The 16,772-nt window shown below is 70.7% G+C and carries 14 protein-coding genes and 3 pseudogenes; 6 read left to right on the plus strand and 11 right to left on the minus strand.

The genetic code is table 11. The features are described from left to right. Positions 1-46: 46 nt before the first annotated feature. From AB0L59_RS38305 to AB0L59_RS38315, 3 genes are all read right to left on the minus strand, one after another. Positions 47-1,114, minus strand: coding sequence for an NlpC/P60 family protein (locus tag AB0L59_RS38305; protein ID WP_365591699.1), 1,068 nt, complete (start codon positions 1,112-1,114; stop codon positions 47-49). Between the two features lie 187 nt (positions 1,115-1,301). Beyond that, on the minus strand, positions 1,302-2,087 hold the full coding sequence (locus AB0L59_RS38310) for a class I SAM-dependent methyltransferase (RefSeq protein ID WP_365591656.1): 786 nt from the start codon (positions 2,085-2,087) through the stop codon (positions 1,302-1,304). 133 nt (positions 2,088-2,220) lie between these two features. Beyond that, positions 2,221-2,925: an LAETG motif-containing sortase-dependent surface protein gene (locus tag AB0L59_RS38315; RefSeq protein ID WP_365591658.1), complete on the minus strand. Its 705-nt coding sequence runs from the start codon at positions 2,923-2,925 to the stop codon at positions 2,221-2,223. 318 nt (positions 2,926-3,243) lie between these two features. Here AB0L59_RS38315 and mshA point away from each other — a divergent pair, with 318 nt between their 5' ends. From mshA to AB0L59_RS38330, 3 genes are all read left to right on the plus strand, one after another. Then, positions 3,244-4,581, plus strand: coding sequence for a D-inositol-3-phosphate glycosyltransferase (mshA, locus tag AB0L59_RS38320; RefSeq protein WP_365591661.1), 1,338 nt, complete (start codon positions 3,244-3,246; stop codon positions 4,579-4,581). Beyond that, positions 4,574-5,074, plus strand: a complete 501-nt coding sequence (locus AB0L59_RS38325; RefSeq protein ID WP_365591664.1) for a YbjN domain-containing protein — start codon at positions 4,574-4,576, stop codon at positions 5,072-5,074. The genes mshA and AB0L59_RS38325 overlap by 8 nt, the downstream gene beginning before the upstream one ends. A gap of 108 nt (positions 5,075-5,182) precedes the next feature. After that, complete coding sequence (locus tag AB0L59_RS38330) at positions 5,183-6,901, plus strand: glycosyl hydrolase family 28-related protein (protein ID WP_365591667.1); 1,719 nt, start codon at positions 5,183-5,185, stop codon at positions 6,899-6,901. Here the strand turns inward: AB0L59_RS38330 and AB0L59_RS38335 are convergent. Then, positions 6,880-7,676 (minus strand): annotated as a pseudogene (locus AB0L59_RS38335) (AraC family transcriptional regulator). The gene AB0L59_RS38330 and the pseudogene AB0L59_RS38335 overlap by 22 nt on opposite strands. A 49-nt stretch (positions 7,677-7,725) precedes the next feature. On the opposite strand from AB0L59_RS38335, the gene AB0L59_RS38340 reads away from it, so the two are divergent. Then, the gene (locus AB0L59_RS38340) at positions 7,726-8,166 is read left to right on the plus strand and encodes a DUF2000 domain-containing protein (RefSeq protein WP_365591669.1); all 441 of its coding nucleotides are present in this window, start codon (positions 7,726-7,728) and stop codon (positions 8,164-8,166) included. Between the two features lie 15 nt (positions 8,167-8,181). Here the strand turns inward: AB0L59_RS38340 and AB0L59_RS38345 are convergent, their stop codons facing one another. After that, on the minus strand, positions 8,182-8,655 hold the full coding sequence (locus tag AB0L59_RS38345) for a carboxymuconolactone decarboxylase family protein (RefSeq protein ID WP_365591672.1): 474 nt from the start codon (positions 8,653-8,655) through the stop codon (positions 8,182-8,184). 639 nt (positions 8,656-9,294) lie between these two features. Here AB0L59_RS38345 and AB0L59_RS38350 point away from each other — a divergent pair. Further along, entirely contained in the window at positions 9,295-9,504 is a 210-nt protein-coding gene (locus tag AB0L59_RS38350) for a hypothetical protein (protein ID WP_365591675.1), read from the plus strand. 478 nt (positions 9,505-9,982) lie between these two features. Here the strand turns inward: AB0L59_RS38350 and AB0L59_RS38355 are convergent, their stop codons facing one another. Next, entirely contained in the window at positions 9,983-11,236 is a 1,254-nt protein-coding gene (locus AB0L59_RS38355; RefSeq protein WP_365591678.1) for an MFS transporter, read from the minus strand. A gap of 178 nt (positions 11,237-11,414) precedes the next feature. Here AB0L59_RS38355 and AB0L59_RS38360 point away from each other — a divergent pair, with 178 nt between their 5' ends. Then, the gene (locus tag AB0L59_RS38360; protein WP_365591680.1) at positions 11,415-12,176 is read left to right on the plus strand and encodes a phosphoglyceromutase; all 762 of its coding nucleotides are present in this window, start codon (positions 11,415-11,417) and stop codon (positions 12,174-12,176) included. A gap of 80 nt (positions 12,177-12,256) precedes the next feature. Here the strand turns inward: AB0L59_RS38360 and AB0L59_RS38365 are convergent, their stop codons facing one another. The 5 genes and pseudogenes from AB0L59_RS38365 to AB0L59_RS38385 form a co-directional block, all read right to left on the minus strand. Then, complete coding sequence (locus AB0L59_RS38365; RefSeq protein WP_365591683.1) at positions 12,257-12,553, minus strand: ribosomal protein L7/L12; 297 nt, start codon at positions 12,551-12,553, stop codon at positions 12,257-12,259. A 14-nt stretch (positions 12,554-12,567) separates the two neighbouring features. After that, a pseudogene (locus AB0L59_RS38370) lies at positions 12,568-13,059 on the minus strand (tyrosine-type recombinase/integrase); the annotation flags it as partial. Between the two features lie 377 nt (positions 13,060-13,436). Then, entirely contained in the window at positions 13,437-15,329 is a 1,893-nt protein-coding gene (locus tag AB0L59_RS38375; protein ID WP_365591686.1) for an NHL repeat-containing protein, read from the minus strand. Between the two features lie 185 nt (positions 15,330-15,514). Continuing rightward, positions 15,515-15,994: a hypothetical protein gene (locus AB0L59_RS38380; RefSeq protein WP_365591689.1), complete on the minus strand. Its 480-nt coding sequence runs from the start codon at positions 15,992-15,994 to the stop codon at positions 15,515-15,517. A 540-nt stretch (positions 15,995-16,534) separates the two neighbouring features. Beyond that, positions 16,535-16,772 (minus strand): annotated as a pseudogene (locus AB0L59_RS38385) (hypothetical protein); the annotation flags it as partial.

Consider the following 16,772-nt stretch of genomic DNA (forward strand, 5'->3'; position numbering starts at 1 on the left):
GCGACTCGAGGGCGCTGTGCCGCCCGGCCCGTCCCGGCCGTGCGGCCTACGCGTCCGGTCGTACGATCCCCAGGATCGGCATCGAACCGGCGCCCGCCACCGTGATCGTCCGGCCTGGGCGCGGGGCCTGGATGATCGCCCCGTCGCCGATGTAGATGGCGACATGGCTGGCGTCGTCGAAGTAGATGACGAGGTCGCCGGGGCGCATGTCCTTCATGTCGACGTGCTTGAGCTGTTTCCACTGCTCCTGCGAGGTGCGCGGGATGGGGTGGCCGGCCGCCGCCCAGGCCTGGGAGGTCAGGCCGGAGCAGTCGTAGGACTTCGGTCCCTCGGCGCCCCACACGTACGGCTTGCCGAGCTGGGCGGTGGCGAACGCGACGGCCTTCTCGCCCTGCGCCGACGCCTTGCCGTGGATCTTCTTGAGGATGCCGGTGTCCAGCCAGTCCGTCTGGGCCTTCAGCGCGGCCTGCTCCTCCAGCCTGGCGAGCCGCTCCTTGTCCTTCTTCTCCAGGTCGGACTCGAGCTTCTCGGCGGCGGAGATCTGTTGCTGGATCCGCTTCTTGGCGGCGGCCTTGGCCCGGCGCTCGGCGTCCAGCCTCTTCCACTGGTCGGCGGCGTCGGCGGCATACGCCTGCAACTGCTTCTGCGTGCTGGTCAGTTCGCTCATCAGCGACTTCGTCGCCCGCTGGCCCTGGAGCACCAGGCCGGCCCCGTCCAGGACCTGTCCGGGGTCGTCGCTGAGCAGGAACTGGGCGGTGGGCGGGATGCCGCCGGTGCGGTACTGGGCTCGGGCGGCCGCGCCCGCCTGGTCCTTGAGCCGGGCGAGTTCCCGCTGCCCCTCGTCGATCTTCCTGGCCAGCGCGACGATCTGGGCGGACTGCTGCTTCGTCCTCTCCTCGGCCGCGTTGTAGGCGTCGGTGGCGACGGCCGCGTCGTGGTAGAGCTCGTCGAGCTTCTCGCGGACCCGCTCAAGGTCCTTGCCGGGCGGCGGAGTCGGTGATGCGCTCGGGCCGGGCGAGGGGGCGGCGAAGGCCGTGCCGGGCGCGCCCAGCACGGTCACCGCGCAGACCACGGTCACGGCGGCCGACAGGATGCTGCGCTTGCCCCAGCCCATCACAGATGCCCCCAAAGCTGATTTACCGTCAGTAACTTACGGTGCCGGGGGGATGGTGTCACGTTGCGACACAGAACGACAGAGGTAGGTGTTCCCCCTGTACCCGCCCGGGCATGACGATCTCCCCGCCGATGTGACGAACGGCGCACCAGGATCGTTCCGTCCCACCCTCACCGAACGGGTGATGTCAGCTCCGGGGCGCCAACGCCTCCCACGCCACCGTCACTTCGCCCTGCCGCCAGCGGGCGGGGGAGTCGGTCACCGGCCAGTCGGCCGTCAGGTCCCGCACCGCGCGCAGCCAGCGCTGACGGGCGCCGTAGGAGGCGTAGGGCGCGGCGGCGGCCCAGGCGCGGTCGAAGTCGCGCAGGAAGGTGTGCACCGGCTCGCCGGGGACGTTCCGGTGGATCAGCGCCTTCGGCAGCCGCTCGGCGAGGCCGGAGGGGTGCTCCAGGGAGCCCAGCCGGGTGGCGAAGGTGACGGTCCGGGGGCCCTCCGGGCCGAGCGCCACCCAGACGTGCCGCCGCCCGATCTCGTCGCACGTCCCCTCGACCAGCAGTCCGCCGCGCGAGCCGCCGCCGGCCGGCGCTAGCCGCGCGCACAGCCGCTCCCAGACGGCGGCGACCTCGTCCTCGTCGTACTGGCGCAGCACGTTGGCGGCCCGGACGAGCACCGGCCGCCCGGGCACGGGGACCTCGAAGCCGCCGTGCCGGAAGGTCAGCCCCTCCCGCTCGTACGGCCGCGCGGCCGCGACCCGCTCCGGTTCGATCTCGATGCCGACCACGCGCGTGTGGGGCGCGACCGTCCGCAGCCGGCCGAGCAGTTCGACGGCGGTCCAGGGGGCGGCGCCGTAGCCGAGGTCGATGGCCAGCGGGTCCGCGGCGCGGCGCAGTTCGGCGCCGTGGGTCGCCGCGATCCAGCGGTCCATGCGGCGGAGCCGGTTGGGGTTGGTCGTCCCGCGCGTGACCGTTCCCACGACGGGGGTCCCCCCGCTCGAGCGAAGCCGAGAGCGGGGGAGGGACGCGGCGCGGGCTGTCATGCCTACGAGGGTAAGCGGGCGCCGCGGACGCGCCGGTCCGGCCGAGGGCTCGGCCGGACCGGGCACCGGCTCACCGGGAGCCGTGGGCCGCCCTGCGGCGCAGGGCGACGACGACGCCGCCACCGAGCACGACCAGCGCCGCCGCCGCACCGGCGATCACCGGGGTGGCACCGGAGGCGCCGGTCTCCGCGAGGTGGGTGCCGCCGCCGGCGGGCGACGGGGCGCTGCTCGCGACCGGCGACGCGGCCGGGCTGCCGGTCTGCGCCGGGCTCGGGGTGACGGAGGGCGCGCCGGAGGGCCGGGAGGAGGGCTGGCCGGACGGCGTCGGCGCCGGGGAGGCCGAGGGGGCCGAGCCGCCGGTGGGCGTGCACGTGAAGTCGTCCGGTACGACGACCGGGGGTCTGAGGTCCTCGTCGACGCGGTCGCCCGCCTTGACGTGGACCACGAGGGTTTCTCCGGCGTACCAGTCCAAGGGGTGCAGGTCGACGCTGACGCCCTGCGCGGTCGGGTGGTCGATCGTCTTCGCGTCGACGTCCCGCTCGCCGCCCGGCATGCTCAGCTCCACCTTCAGGGTGAGCGCGGCCGGGGTGCCGGAGGCGTCCCGGTCGGTGACCCGGATGACGGGTTCGCCCGTGCTGTCGCAGGCGGGGGCGGCGGAGAAGTCGCCGATGCTGCAGGCGAGGGCGCTCTGGGCGGCGGTGACGGAGAGCGCGACCGCTGCGGCTGACGTGGCTATGACACGGACAGCCCGGGTGGCGCGGTGGGAAAGGGACACGCTTGTCCTCGGCCTTCGAGGGGGAACGGTGGACGAGGAAGCGTTTACCGGGCTTGTGCGTGTCCTGTCAAAGGTTGTATCGCCGCAGGTCAAGGCTCGGTTAAGGGACTTCGTCGGCCGAGTGGGGTGCCGTCGCACCCGCGTGGCGCGCGACCGTCCGGCGACAGCACCCGCCCCCGAACGGTTGAGCGATTCGAGGTCATGATTGGGTAAAGCCGCTTGATCCGGAAATGGCAGGGCACCTGTCCGCTGTTGGACCACCTCGGAGGGCGAGCCAGGCCCTCCGTCCGGCATGCCCGCAGCAAGGAGGACGGCCAGGTGAGCCAGTACGTCAGCAGGCTCGGGCGACGCTCCCCGTCGGCCGCGTCCCGGCTCCGGCTGCACCGCAGACCCCGCCGGGTCGCCATGCTCTCCGTGCACACCTCCCCGCTCCACCAGCCCGGCACCGGTGACGCCGGCGGCATGAACGTCTACATCGTGGAGCTGGCCCAGCGGCTCGCCGCTCAGGGCATCGAGGTGGAGATCTTCACGCGCTCCACGGCCGGCGGACTGCCTCCGGCCGTCGACGTGGCCCCCGGTGTGCTCGTCCGGCACGTCGACGCCGGCCCCTACGAGGGCCTCGCCAAGGAGGACCTCCCCGCCCAGCTGTGCGCCTTCACGCACGGCGTGATGCAGGCCTGGGCCGGTCACCGCCCCGGCTACTACGACCTCGTCCACTCCCACTACTGGCTCTCCGGCCACGTCGGCTGGCTCGCCGCCCAGCGCTGGGGCGTGCCCTTGGTGCACGCCATGCACACCATGGCCAAGGTCAAGAACGCCAACCTGGCCGACGGCGACACCCCCGAGCCCGTCGCCCGGGTCATCGGCGAGACCCAGATCGTCGGCGCCGCCGACCGGCTCATCGCCAACACGGCGGAGGAGGCCGACGAGCTGGTACGGCACTACGCCGCGGACCCCGCGAAGATCGCCGTGGTCCACCCGGGTGTGAACCTCGACCGCTTCCGCCCCGCCGACGGCCGCGCCGCCGCCCGTGCCCGCCTCGGTCTCCCGCAGGACGCCCTGATCCCGCTCTTCGCGGGCCGCATACAGCCCCTGAAGGCCCCGGACGTGCTCCTGCGCGCGGTGGGCGTGCTGCTGGACGAGCACCCGGAGCTCCGCTCGCGCATCCTCGTCCCGATCGTCGGCGGCCCGAGCGGCAGCGGGCTCGCCAAGCCGGAGGGGCTGCAGAAGCTTGCCGCCCGGCTCGGCATCGCCGACGTCGTACGCTTCCGCCCGCCGGTCGGGCAGGAGCAGCTCGCGGACTGGTTCCGGGCCGCGTCCGTGCTGGTCATGCCGTCCTACAGCGAGTCCTTCGGCCTGGTCGCGATCGAGGCACAGGCGGCCGGCACGCCGGTGCTCGCGGCCTCGGTCGGCGGGCTGCCGGTGGCCGTGCGCGACGGCGAGACCGGTTTCCTCGTGCACGGTCACCGTCCCGCCGACTACGCGCGCGTGCTGCGCCGTTTCGCCGACGAGCCGTCCCTCGCCGCCGCCATGGGCCGGGCCGCCGCCCGCCACGCGCAGTCCTTCGGCTGGGACCGGGCGGCCACCGAGACCGCCGACGTCTACACGGCCGCGACCCAGGAGCACCGCCGTCGCGTACGCTCCCTTCATGGGTGACGTCGAGAAGGCCGGCCAGGTCCTGGAAGGTGTCCTCAAGGACGCCGAACTGGAGTGGGAGAGCCCCGAGCCCGGGAACTACGTGGTCAAGCTCCCCGGCACGCGCAAGCTGTCCACGACGGTCTCCTTCCTCGTCGGCCGCCACTCGCTGTCGCTGAACGCGTTCGTCGTCCGGCACCCCGACGAGAACGAGGCCGGAGTCCACCGCTGGCTGCTGGAGCGCAACCTCAAGCTCTACGGCGTGAGTTACGCCGTCGACCGCCTCGGCGACGTCTACGTCACCGGCCGGCTGCCCCTCGCCTCCGTCACCCCCGACGAGATCGACCGCCTCCTCGGCCAGGTCCTGGAAGCGGCCGACGGCGCGTTCAACACCCTTCTGGAGCTGGGCTTCGCCTCCTCGATCCGCAAGGAGTACGCCTGGCGGGTGTCCCGCGGCGAGTCCACGCGCAACCTGGATGCGTTCAGACACCTGATCGAGCGTCCCGCCGACTGACTTACCCGACTTTCGGTACGGCCCCTTCCCTCTGCTGCCAGGGCAGTGGCATGCTCACCGCCGACGCGATCCTGAACGTCGTTCATATGCATGAATATGAAGGGGCGGATGGGCATGAGCAGCACGCATCTCACGAGACGGACCCTGCTGGCCGGTGCCACGGCGGTGGCGCTCGGTGCGACGACGGTCCGGGCGGCGGCGGCAGAGCAGGCCGGATTCCCGCGGGCCGGGGAAGTGCCGTCGTCCGGAGAAGTCCCGCAGGCCGGACAAGTCCCGGCCATCTGGGGGGAGTTCGTCCGCTCCCCCTTCACCCATCCCCAGATTCCCTACGTCGGCCGCGCCGGCCGGCACGGCGGAGCCCCCCGCTTCCCCCGCCCCCGGGTCGTCGCCGACGTCACCGACTACGGCGCCGTGCCCGACGGGACCACCGACTGCGCCCCCGCGATCAACCGTGCCATCGCCGCCGCCGGACGGGCCGGCGGTGGCACGGTCACCATCCCGCCCGGCACCTTCCGCATCGACGGCCTGATCCGCATCGGCGACTCGGGCGTCGTGCTGCGAGGCGCCGGCAGCGGCCGTACGACCCTGTACGCGACGAAGAGTCTCACCGAGCTGATCGGCGTCTACGGCTCCCGCTACGGCGGCGACAAGTCGGCCTGGTCCTGGGCGGGCGGCCTCATCTGGCTGGCTCCGAGAGCCCGTTGGGACTCCCTCGTCGCCGCCATCAGATCCCGCGCCTGGCCCTTCGAGGGCTGGACCGGCAACAAGCGGGACGAGTGGGCGCCGCTGACGGCGGTGGAACCCGCCCGGCAGGGCTCCTGGACGATCACCGTCGCCGACGCCTCCGCCCTGCACCCCGGCCGACTCGTCCTCCTCCGCCTCTCCGACGACCCCGCCCACACCCTTCTGCAGCACATGTCGGGCGGCGGCCCGGGCCCGGCGTCGTACTACTGGGACGACAAGACCAAGCTGCTGTCGTACGTCCCCTACGAGTGGCCGGTCCGCATCACCCGTGTCCGGGGCCGCCGGATCACCCTCGAACGCCCCCTCCCGCTCGATATCCGCCCGGAGTGGACTCCGCGACTCACCACGCACGTACCGGAGTTGACGGACTCGGGAGTCGAGGGCATCACGCTGGACGTGACGGAGACCCCGCAGTCCCCGCACCTCCTCGACAAGGGCTACAACGGCGTGGTCCTGCAGTGCGCCTACGACTGCTGGGTGGACGACGTCACGGTGCGCAACGTCGACAACGGCTTCGGCCTGGTCGCCGCCTCCGCCTGCACCCTGCGCCGCACGCGCGTGGCCGGCCGTGGCTCGCACCACCCGTACTTCTGCCGCGAGGGCTCCCACGACAACCTGATCGAGGACTTCACGATCGAGCAGCGCACGGTACCGGCCCCGCCGAACACACAGCTGCACGGCATCAACGTCGAGGGCCTGTCCTCGCACAACGTCTGGTCGCGCGGCGATATGCGGATGGGCACCTTCGACAGCCACCGCGGCCTGCCCTTCGCCAACGTCCGCACGGACATCACCGTGAACAACAACGGCCGGCACGGCGGGGACGCCAACGCGGGCCCCCTCTTCGGCGCCCGCTTCACCCACTGGAACGTCAGAGTCACCAACGGCCGCGCGGGCCTGGTGAAGATCGACGGCCTGGCCCCGTACTCGGCCACCGTCGGCCTCGACACGGTGACCGAGTTCGACCAGATCGACGTCCCCGACTTCACCGGCGACCTGCACTCCCGCCTGGAGCTGTACGGCACCACGGACGCCGTACGCCCGCGCAACCTGTACGAGGCTCAGCGCGAGCTGCCGCGATAGCGCCCCGGTGTCACCCCCACCAGCTTCTTGAAGTGCCGGGTGAGATGGGCCTGGTCGTAGAAGCCGGTGGCCGGGGCCACCTCGCCCGGCGCCAGGCCGTCCAGCAGCAGTCGCCGCGCCCGCCCGACCCGCCGGACATCAGGTACTGGTGCGGGGCGATGCCGTACGCGCCACTGAACGCCCGTACCAGGTGTGCGGGATGGGCGTGCAGCAGCCGCGCGGCCTCCTCCAGCGGCAGGCCGTCGACCATCCGGGCGTCGAGCAGCTCGCGCAGCAAACGGGCGAGAACGGGATCCGGGCGGTGCGCCGGGCCGGCCGTCCCCCGCAGGTGGTCCCGCAACCGCTCCCCGACGAGCGTCAGCCTGCTCTCGGCCTCCAGTTCGTCGCCCGGCTGGGCGAGGGCGGAGTGCAACTGCCCGACGCGCCGCCGCAGCACCGGATCCCGCAGGTCGGGCGTGTCGACGGCGCGGCCGATGAGATCGTCGCCGAGACGGCTGCTGTCGAGGTAGACGACCCGCTTGCGGAAGCCGTCCGGGGTGGCCGGCGAGCCGTTGTGCGGCACGTGCGGCGGCAGCAGCGTGACGGTGTCGTGCGGGGTGCCGTGCTCGTGCCGGTCGAGGTCGTACCGTACGGCCCCGTCGTCCACGATGAGCAGCGTCCAGGCGTCGTGGACGTGCATCGGGTAGGCGTACTCGGTGAAGTGGGCGTGGAAGACCTCCACGACGCCCGGTACGCGCGGGCGCCAAGCGGAGACTTCCGGCTGGTCGGCGGCCACGCAAAGAACGTACAAGACCCGCTGCCCGGCCGCCCGGCAGTCTCACCCCATGAACACCGAACCGATCCCCACCGAGCCCGTCCGCTTCGACACCAAGATCGCCGTGCTGCTGCGGGAGGACCTGGAGCCCTGGCAGCGGCTCAACGTCACCGCGTTCCTGGTCAGCGGTTTCGGCAGCCAGGTCCCCGAGGTGATCGGCGAGCCGTACGAGGACGCGGACGGCGTCGGCCACCTCCCCATGTTCCGCCAGCCGGTGCTGGTCTTCGAGGGGGCGAAGGAGACCCTGAAGGCGGCGCACGGCAGGGCGCTGAGCCGCGCCCTGCCCCGTGCCGTCTTCACCTCGGACCTGTTCGCGACGGGCAACGACCGCGACAACCGCGCGGCGGTGCGGGCGGTGCCGACGGCGGAGCTGGACCTGGTGGGGCTGGCGGTGTACGGACCGCGCAACGGGGTGGACAAGGTTCTGAAGGGCGCCCGGATGCACCCCTGAGGCCCCCGGCCGCGGTCAGGCGAACATGCCCGGCTGGTAGTCGCCGGCGGGCTGCTGGACGATGACGTTGACGCGGTTGTACGCGTTGATCAGGGCGATCAGCGAGACGAGAGCGGCGAGCTGGTCCTCGTCGTAGTGCTTGGCGGCGTTCGCCCAGACCGCGTCCGGGACGCCCCCGGCCGCGTCGGCGATGCGGGTTCCCTGCTCCGTCAGCTCCAGCGCGGCCCGCTCGGCCTCGGTGAAGACCTTGGCCTCCCTCCAGGCCGCGATCATGTTCAGCCGCTGTGCGGTCTCCCCGGCGGCGGCCGCGTCCTTGGTGTGCATGTCGGTGCAGAACCCGCAGCCGTTGATCTGGCTGGCCCGGATCTTCACCAGCTCCTGTGTGGCGGCCGGCAGGCCGGAGTCCGACACCGCCTTCCCCGCCGAGTTGACGTACTTGAGGAACTTCCCGGCGACAGGGTTGGCGAAGAGGTTCAGACGAGCGTCCATGGTGTGCTCCCGTGTGGTTGCCGATGGCTACACCTCCCTGACGGATCGGGCCGGGGGGATGTGACGGGGCTGGGTGTGACGTGAGTCACCGACTATGGGCGGGGGGGCGCCGCTCCGGCGTTGCGGAACCCGGAGAGCGCCGCGAGCGCGGGGGACGGCCGGGTACGGCGTGCGTCACCGCAGAGTGGCGGTCGCTTCGGCGGGCGGGGGCGGCCCGGTCGAGCGCGTGGACGCCCGCGGGACGACGCGGGCGACGGGCCCGGACGCGTTCGTCGACGGAATCTGCACAGCGCGTTCGCAACCGTGGTTCGACAGGGTTCCGTTGGTGCGGAGTTGTCCTGGTCGGCGCGGCGGTGGCAAGAGCTGTGGCCTGCCTGTGCGGCGCGGCATGTGGAGACTCTGCCCCCAACGCGTGACCGAGCCCGCACGGATGAGTCGGCCGGCGGGGCAACCGGCCGGAGATGCGCGGCGGTTGACTGGCTGCCCGGCGCGCTCCGTGGTTTGATCGCTCGCACCGCCGGGATCGCGCCGAAGCGGCTTGAAAAGGCCGGTGCGTGCCCGTGCGGCCGCGGTTAGCCGTCTGTCCCCCAACGGCGCCGCTCCCCCCTGAGGACAACCCAAGCGAAGGACAGTTTCCCCATGAACTCCGCTCACCAGGTCCAGACCCTCGAGATCGCCGACGCCGAGCTCGACACCGTCTCCGGCGGTCTGCTGCCCGAGGCCAGCGTCACCGCCGACTCCACGACCCTGGGCAGCGCCGACGCGCTGTCCCAGCTCGGCTCCGTCCAGGGCGAGCTGCTGGGCGCCCTCAGCCAGCCGCACCAGATCGGCGTCAACCTCTCCTTCTGAGCACCGCTCCGATCCCCTGCCGGCTCCGCTTCCCACGGCGGACCACCGGTGGGGGATCGGCCGTGTGTCCAGGCTTTTCTCCCGCCCGCCCGGCCTGCGCAGGGACGCCGCCCCTCGGCCGGCGGCCCTTCGACTACGCCTGCTGTCGGCTGACCTTCGGGTGTGGGCTTTCGCAGTCGGTGGAGCTTTGGCTGTGGTTCCGGCGGCCGGTGGGCTTTCGGGCGTTGGCTTTTGCGGTCCGTCGAGCTTTGGCTGTGGTTCCTGCAGCCGGTCGGCTACCGGGCGTTGGCTCCTTCAGTCGGCGGACCTCGGGCAGCGGGGCCCTGGGTCGGTGACCCGTTGTGGCGTTGGCTTCTTCAGCCGTTGGCTTCTCGTGCGGTGGCTCTCTCAGAGGGTGGCCGTCGGGCAGCGGGGCCCTGGGCCGGTGGCCGTCGGGCGGTGGGTCCTCAGTTGATGCCCCGCTCAGTCGGTGGCCCGCTCAGGCGGCACTGACCTCGGCCTCGGCGTCCGTCCTCGGGGCGGCGACGGCCGGGCTCTCCTTCGGCAGCCCCCGCATGAGCAGCCCGTACCCCAGCCCCGCGACCGTCCCCACCACGGCACACATCCCCCAGAGCCACTCCGCGCCCCAGCGGTCGATCACCGCACCGGACATCAGCGGTGCGACCAGCGCGGCGACGGACCAGGACAGCGTGTACACGCCCTGGTAGCGCCCGCGCCCGTGCACCGGGGACAGTCGTACGACGAGCCCGGTCTGGGTCGGTGCGTTGACGATCTCCGCGAGGGTCCACACGCACACGGTGACCGCGAAGACGCCGACGGACCCGGCGAAGGCGGTGAGCCCGAAGCCGTAGCCGGCGAGCAGCGAGGAGACCACCAGGAGGGTGCGCGGGTCGCGGTGCTCGATGAAGCGGGTGACCGGGATCTGCAGGGCGACGATCAGGAGGCCGTTGACGGCGATGGCGAGACCGTAGTCGGCGGGCGAGAACCCAGCCCGCCCCATGGCCACCGGCAGCCCCACGGACCCCTGCTGGAAGACCAGCGCGACGAGGAAGGACAGCCCGACGACGGCCATGTACCGCCCGTCGCGCAGCACCGTGCCGAGGCTGACGGCGCTGTCCCTCTCCCTCACCTGGGCCGTGGGCCGGGACTCGGGCAACTTGAGGAAGACGACGAGCGCGCAGGCCAGGGTCATCCCGGCCTCGATCAGGAACCCGGCGAGGTAGCTGAACTCGGCGATGAACCCGGCGGCCATGGAGGAGACGGCGAACCCGAGGTTGATGGCCCAGTAGTTCAGCGAGAACGCGCGCACCCGGTCCTCGGGCCGGACGATGTCGGCCATCATCGCCTGCACGGCCGGCCGGGAGGCGTTGGAGGCCATGCCGACGAGGAAGGCGACGGCGGCGATGGCGACAGGCGCCGTCATGAAGCCGAGCAGCGCGACGGAGGCGGCGGTGGCCGACTGGGCGATGAGGAGAGTCGGCCGCCTGCCGAGCCGGTCGGCCATCACCCCGGCCCCCAGCGAGGAGACGACCCCGCCCAGCCCGTGCAGCGAGGCGACGAGGCCGGCGTACGAGGCGGAGTAGCCGCGGTCGAGGGTGAGGTAGAGGGCCATGAAGGTGGCCACGAAGGCGCCGAGCCGGTTGACGAGGGTGCTGGTCCACAGCCACCAGAACTCACGGGGTAGCCCGGAGACGCTCTCCCGGGCGGCACGTCGGAGACGGGCGGCGGACATGACAAGACCCCCCATGGATCGTAGCGCGCCCCCTGCGGGGCACTGTAAGAAGCACAACCGGCAAGCACAACTTACAGACGGGGTCCGCCGGTGGCCACTCGTTTAACAGACGCCGTAAACCGTCCACCCACTGGCCGGTCCGGGCGGCGGCCGGAACCCGTGGATTACGCTCTTTCCCATGGCCGACGCACCGTACAAGCTGATCCTCCTCCGCCACGGCGAGAGCGAGTGGAACGCGAAGAACCTGTTCACCGGCTGGGTGGACGTCAACCTCAACGAGAAGGGCGAGAAGGAGGCAGTCCGCGGTGGCGAGCTCCTGAAGGACGCCGACCTCCTCCCCGACGTGGTCCACACGTCCCTGCAGAAGCGCGCGATCCGCACGGCCCAGCTGGCCCTCGAGGCCGCCGACCGCCACTGGATCCCGGTCCACCGCAGCTGGCGCCTGAACGAGCGCCACTACGGCGCCCTGCAGGGCAAGGACAAGGCGGCCACGCTGGCCGAGTTCGGCGAGGAGCAGTTCATGCTCTGGCGCCGCTCCTACGACACCCCGCCGCCCCCGCTCGCGGAGGACTCCGAGTTCTCCCAGGCGCACGACGCCCGCTACGCGACGATCCCGCCGGAGCTGCGCCCGAACACGGAGTGCCTGAAGGACGTCGTCGTCCGGATGCTCCCCTACTGGTACGACGGCATCGTCCCCGACCTCCTGGCCGGCCGCACGGTCCTGGTCGCGGCCCACGGCAACTCGCTGCGCGCCCTGGTCAAGCACCTGGACGGCATCTCGGACGCCGACATCGCGGGCCTGAACATCCCGACGGGCATCCCGCTGTACTACGAGCTCGACGAGAACTTCAAGCCGATCACCCCCGGCGGCACGTACCTCGACCCGGAGGCGGCCGCGGCGGCGATCGAGGCGGTCAAGAACCAGGGCAAGAAGAAGTAACCCGGAACGATCAAGCCCCCTGCCTGCGGTTTCTCCGCGAGTAGGGGGCTTGTTGCTGTCTCTGGGCCGTCTCTGGGCCGTCAGGACGATGGGGCCGTGCGGTCTCCGGGTTCCGGCTGCTGTCTCCACTCCGCTCTGGCTCCGGCGCTTTGGAGCGAAGCGACAGCGGACTGGGCCCTGTACGCAGACAGACCCCCAAGGAGGGTGACGGGCGCTTGGCGCGCCAGGACCCTGCTGTGCCACAAGCTCTGCCCGGTCACCTTGCGCACTGCTCGGATCACATCCATCTCGCGGGGCCCGCAGTCGACGAGCACCACCTCGTGGGACGGGTCGTCGCAGAGCAGCGTGTAGTACTCGGTGGACTCTTCGTCGGACATCTCGCCCTCCTGCCTCAGCGGACGGGAGCGTATGCGCCCTCGAAGACGGCAGCCACGGCTTTTCGGGTGCGCTCCTGGCTGGACGGCATGAGGTGTGCGTACACCCGGAGGGTCAGCCCCGGATCCGAGTGGCCGAGGTACTCGGCGAGGGCCTTGATGTTCTCTCCGGCGTCCAGGAGCACCGAGGCGTAGAAGTGGCGGAGGGCGTGCATGCCGTTCTCGCGTGACTCGGCATACGACCCGCCCGGCTTCCGCTCGGGAATCACGCCGGCCGAGGCGAGGGCCCGCTTCCACACCTCCTCGTTGAGCGACGTCCGCCCGACGTGCCCGCCGCGTGGTCCGGTGAAGATCAGCCGCTTGGTCACCGGAGGCCCGTCCGCCACCTTCCACGGCAAGGTGATCTCGACCGGCGGGAATCGCTTCATGTGGGCGCGGAGAGCGTCAGCGACTGGACCGGGGAGCGGTACGTCCCGGAGCTTGCCACCCTTCGGCGGGGCGAAGACCGGCACCGCTCACCGCGCGCGGCCCGGCCCCCGGCCGGGCCTGCGCTCCTGCCTCCGTCCCGCTCCAGCCCGGCCGGCGCCCGCGCCGCGCGCGCAGCAATCAGCCGTCTGACGTCAGAGAAGGGGTACGTCGTGGCTGGGGCGGTCGGCTCCGCGATTTTAGGCAGCCACTTTGGCGCGAGCCTCGAAGATCATGGCCCCAACGTCGCGCCTTACCGGGCAGGTCCACAGACTGCCCGACGCGCCGCAAGCTTACGGCGCCATGATCACTCGCGCCAAAGCAGCGCCGCCCCAAAGCCGCTCCGCCGACCTGAGCGAATCACCCCACGCTCCGTGGGCTTCCGCCCAGATCAACGCCGCTGTGCCTGACCCGCTACAGCCTACTTCGGGCATGGGTTCGGGGCTGTTGCCGACGGACGCACCGGCAGCGGGGTCAAGGGGGTGCAGACCGGGGTGGCGGCGCCGATGAGTTCCACAAGACCCACGCCCCCGGTGGGCGGGACGATCTTGGACCAGTTGTTGGCCACCCAGGCGTTGCCCGAGGAGTCGATCTGCACCGCCGTGAGGTGCTGGATCGTTTTGTTCTGGAAGCCCTGTGCAGGGGACAGGACAGTCCCGGCGGAAGCGCCGGGCGGGCAGGCTGCGCTGTCCGCCCCGCACAGGAGTGACACGGAGGAGTCGCCGAAACCAGCGATCCATACACGGTCCCGGCCATCGATGGCGACCGACCAGGGGAACACCCTCCTGGGCAATTGGTGGACGCCCGCGACAGTTCCGTTTGGCCGTATCTCGGTGACCGCGCTGCTGAAGAAGTTGGCGACCCAGGCGTTGCCCTTGGAGTCGAGAGCGAGCCCGACGGGCGCTTGGAGTGATTTGTCGTTGATTGAGGTGATCGGCTTGAAGTCGGGGCCGATGATGGTGACGCTGCCACCGACGTTGCTGGGCCGCCCCGATTGCCTGATCTCTTCGAAAGAAAGGTGGCTGTTGGTGACCCAGGCCCGTCCCTGGCCGTCGATCTGGACGGCGAACGGGTGGTTGAGGCTCTTTTCGATGATGGTGATGGCCTTGCTCGGGTCGCCGTGGGGGTAGACCACGATGCTGCCTGCACCGGGCTTGCCCTTTAGACCGTGGGAGTTGGCGATCCATATGTTGCCGTGCTGGTCGACCGCGACCCCCTGTGGTTTGACGAAATCGCCGTTCTTCCATCCGGCTTCGGGTGACAGCGGTTTGCCAGAGGCCGAGTACTTCGACATCGCGTTGCCGCCGTAGCTGGGAGCCCACACGGATCCCTCGTGATCAATTGCGAGGCCCCAAGCACCTGCCTTCATGCCGCCGCCGCTGATGGGACTGTCCAAGGTCGGTCGGCCGGTCGGATCCAGCACAGTGACATGGTAGTTGGGATCGCGGGTTCCTGGGTTCCAGTTGTTGGTCGCCCATACGTTGCCCTTCGCGTCGAACGCGATGCGGCCGGCCGCGTAGAGCTGCGAAGCGGTGTAGCGCAGAGCCAGGATCCAGGACGAGGGTGCGGCGCTGAGCGCCGGTGTGAAGACCTTCGCGGCACGCGCCAGAGCCTCCAAGCGGCCTGGCGACTGGGTCGGGTTGTGGACCAGGCTGAGGATCGCCTGCACGGTGTCGGTCGGCCTGGTTCTGCCGGGCGGCGTCGCCAGTTGGATCAACTTGTCGCATCGCACGTTGTCCGTGACGCAGAGGGAGACGAGGTTGGCCAGCGTGTTCTGCGTAGCGAGCGTCTGGCTGTTGGCGTTGTCGCTGGTGAGGGGCCCTCCGGCCTTTCCGGTCCCGGGATCGGCAAGGTTGAACGAGGTTGCGGCGGCGTTCTGCAGCCCCGGACCGGGCCCGGAGATGCCGCGTTGGTCGCTGAACTGGGCGAGTGCGTACGTCGCGGCGACCGTGGTGAGTTCGTTGATCGTCACCTTGCTCACGGTTCGCTCGGGCACCCCGCCGCCCCCGCCGAACCCGACGACCGAGCGCAGCCGGAGTCGGTGCGCCTGCCCAGACAAGGCCTCGACGTACACCGCGCCATCGGCAGGCTTGGTGTACGTGATCCGGAAGGAACCGTGCGCGTCGGTCGTGGCCTGCCCCAGCCTCTTCACTCCGGAGCGCGACCCGGCCATGAGTACGACTTGAGACCCCTGGAGCGGCTTCCCCGCCCCGGTGGCGGTTCCCTGCAACGAGGCTGACGCAGCACCGAGCGCTGATGTCGGCAGGCCAAAGGCGGCGCAGGCCGCAGCGACCGTGGCCGACGTCAACGTCACGACGCCGGTCCACCTTCTGGCGCGGCGACGCTCCTTACAGGCAGGCAATCCACCAGCGCGCATGCGCGAATTGCTCATAGTCGTCCCTTTGCTCTGTGTCATCGAACAGGGGAAGAAACAGGGAGGCACTGCCCTGCCGCCACGAGGAGTGCGCTGACTGCCCTGCGTGTGACCGATCAGCCGGTTCACCCGGCTGCGGCTTCCTCCGTCCCGAAGGCTCCAGCGCCGCTTTCCGGCACCCTCAGCGTGAACCAGCCGACGCGGGCCCCGAACAGCCACACCACGCCCAGAAACAACCCCGGTTCGACTTCGCGTATCTCGTCGCGAACGCCACGTGCGACCAGTGAGATCTTGGAGTAGTCGATGACGATGCAGTCCTGTTCGTCCAACAGGCTCGGCCCGGTGTAAACCTGAGCCACGATGGCGAGAACATCGAACGCGGTCATCCGATTGCTCAAATATCCTTGGGGGTCGAAAACCTTTCCCCGCCACAGGGTCATGCGTACCAGCCAGGCGAGCGGCTGAGCCACCCAGCTACCTCCCCAACGGACGATGCCGGTACCCTCCGCCGGGCCCTTCGGAATGGCACCGGGCGGACTGGCGCGGAATAGCTCCACCAGGCCCGCATCACCCATCTTGAGCAGATCCGTCTCGGTGAGTGCCACGAATCATCCTCCTGGCATGCTGGTGCGAATGATCACTCGCGCCGAGTCATGCGCCGCCAACTGGCTGAGGCCGACGCTGCCGAACCGCCTAGACCAGCGGAACGGGCCTGTCGGAGGTGAGGAACAGCAGGAACAGCCCAGGCATAACCAGCGCTCCCCTGCCCGATGTCTACTGCCCTACGGCCAACCTCGATCACGGAAATCGAAGTTCGACCAGGCACCCGGCCAACAACTCCGATTGTCGACGCTTACGAGGAGTACCGCCACCGCTGTCGGGGCGATGCACGGCTGCCCGCGGTCTCGTGCATCGTCCAGTCAAGCGAGTGGACCGACCATCGATGCCCAGCACCCGCCTAGCCGGCCCACGAGTCCCCGCCCTCACCGCGAATGCGGGACGAAGAGTCGTGCCATACGCGTGCCAGATCGTACGGGGAACAACGGGGAACACCGGTGAAGCAATGACCCCTGCCCGCCAGACGTGGGCACCTCCGTCGCAGGTCAACACAGCAGCGAGCCCTAGATCACCTGAGCTTCCCAAGCTCAGGGCTCGTCTACGCGACCGTTCAGATGGAAGAGAAGCCACTCAAGCCAGTCCGCCGTGACTCCCAGAGACGAGGCCCAGCCGTGCATGGTGCTGACGTAGGCGGCGTATCGAGTGGGCCAGTGGCGTGTGCCGGCCGCCTTCCAACTGATCCAACCGAGGGCATTGAGCGAACGAAAGACCCGGTCGTCGAGGATCAAGGCCCGGTCGCATGGGGCGTCGCGGTCGTCCACGACC

Origin of the sequence: Streptomyces sp. NPDC052109, assembly GCF_040680195.1 — a bacterium.
GTDB lineage: Bacteria > Actinomycetota > Actinomycetes > Streptomycetales > Streptomycetaceae > Streptomyces.

Bases quoted from the DNA above. Each gene is read 5' to 3' on its own strand.
- AB0L59_RS38305 (WP_365591699.1), bottom strand. From the start codon at position 1,114: ATGGGCTGGGGCAAGCGCAGCATCCTGTCGGCCGCCGTGACCGTGGTC.
- AB0L59_RS38325 (WP_365591664.1), top strand. From the start codon at position 4,574: ATGGGTGACGTCGAGAAGGCCGGCCAGGTCCTGGAAGGTGTCCTCAAG.
- AB0L59_RS38330 (WP_365591667.1), top strand. From the start codon at position 5,183: ATGGGCATGAGCAGCACGCATCTCACGAGACGGACCCTGCTGGCCGGT.
- AB0L59_RS38340 (WP_365591669.1), top strand. From the start codon at position 7,726: ATGAACACCGAACCGATCCCCACCGAGCCCGTCCGCTTCGACACCAAG.
- AB0L59_RS38345 (WP_365591672.1), bottom strand. From the start codon at position 8,655: ATGGACGCTCGTCTGAACCTCTTCGCCAACCCTGTCGCCGGGAAGTTC.
- AB0L59_RS38350 (WP_365591675.1), top strand. From the start codon at position 9,295: ATGAACTCCGCTCACCAGGTCCAGACCCTCGAGATCGCCGACGCCGAG.
- AB0L59_RS38355 (WP_365591678.1), bottom strand. From the start codon at position 11,236: ATGTCCGCCGCCCGTCTCCGACGTGCCGCCCGGGAGAGCGTCTCCGGG.
- AB0L59_RS38360 (WP_365591680.1), top strand. From the start codon at position 11,415: ATGGCCGACGCACCGTACAAGCTGATCCTCCTCCGCCACGGCGAGAGC.
- AB0L59_RS38365 (WP_365591683.1), bottom strand. From the start codon at position 12,553: ATGTCCGACGAAGAGTCCACCGAGTACTACACGCTGCTCTGCGACGAC.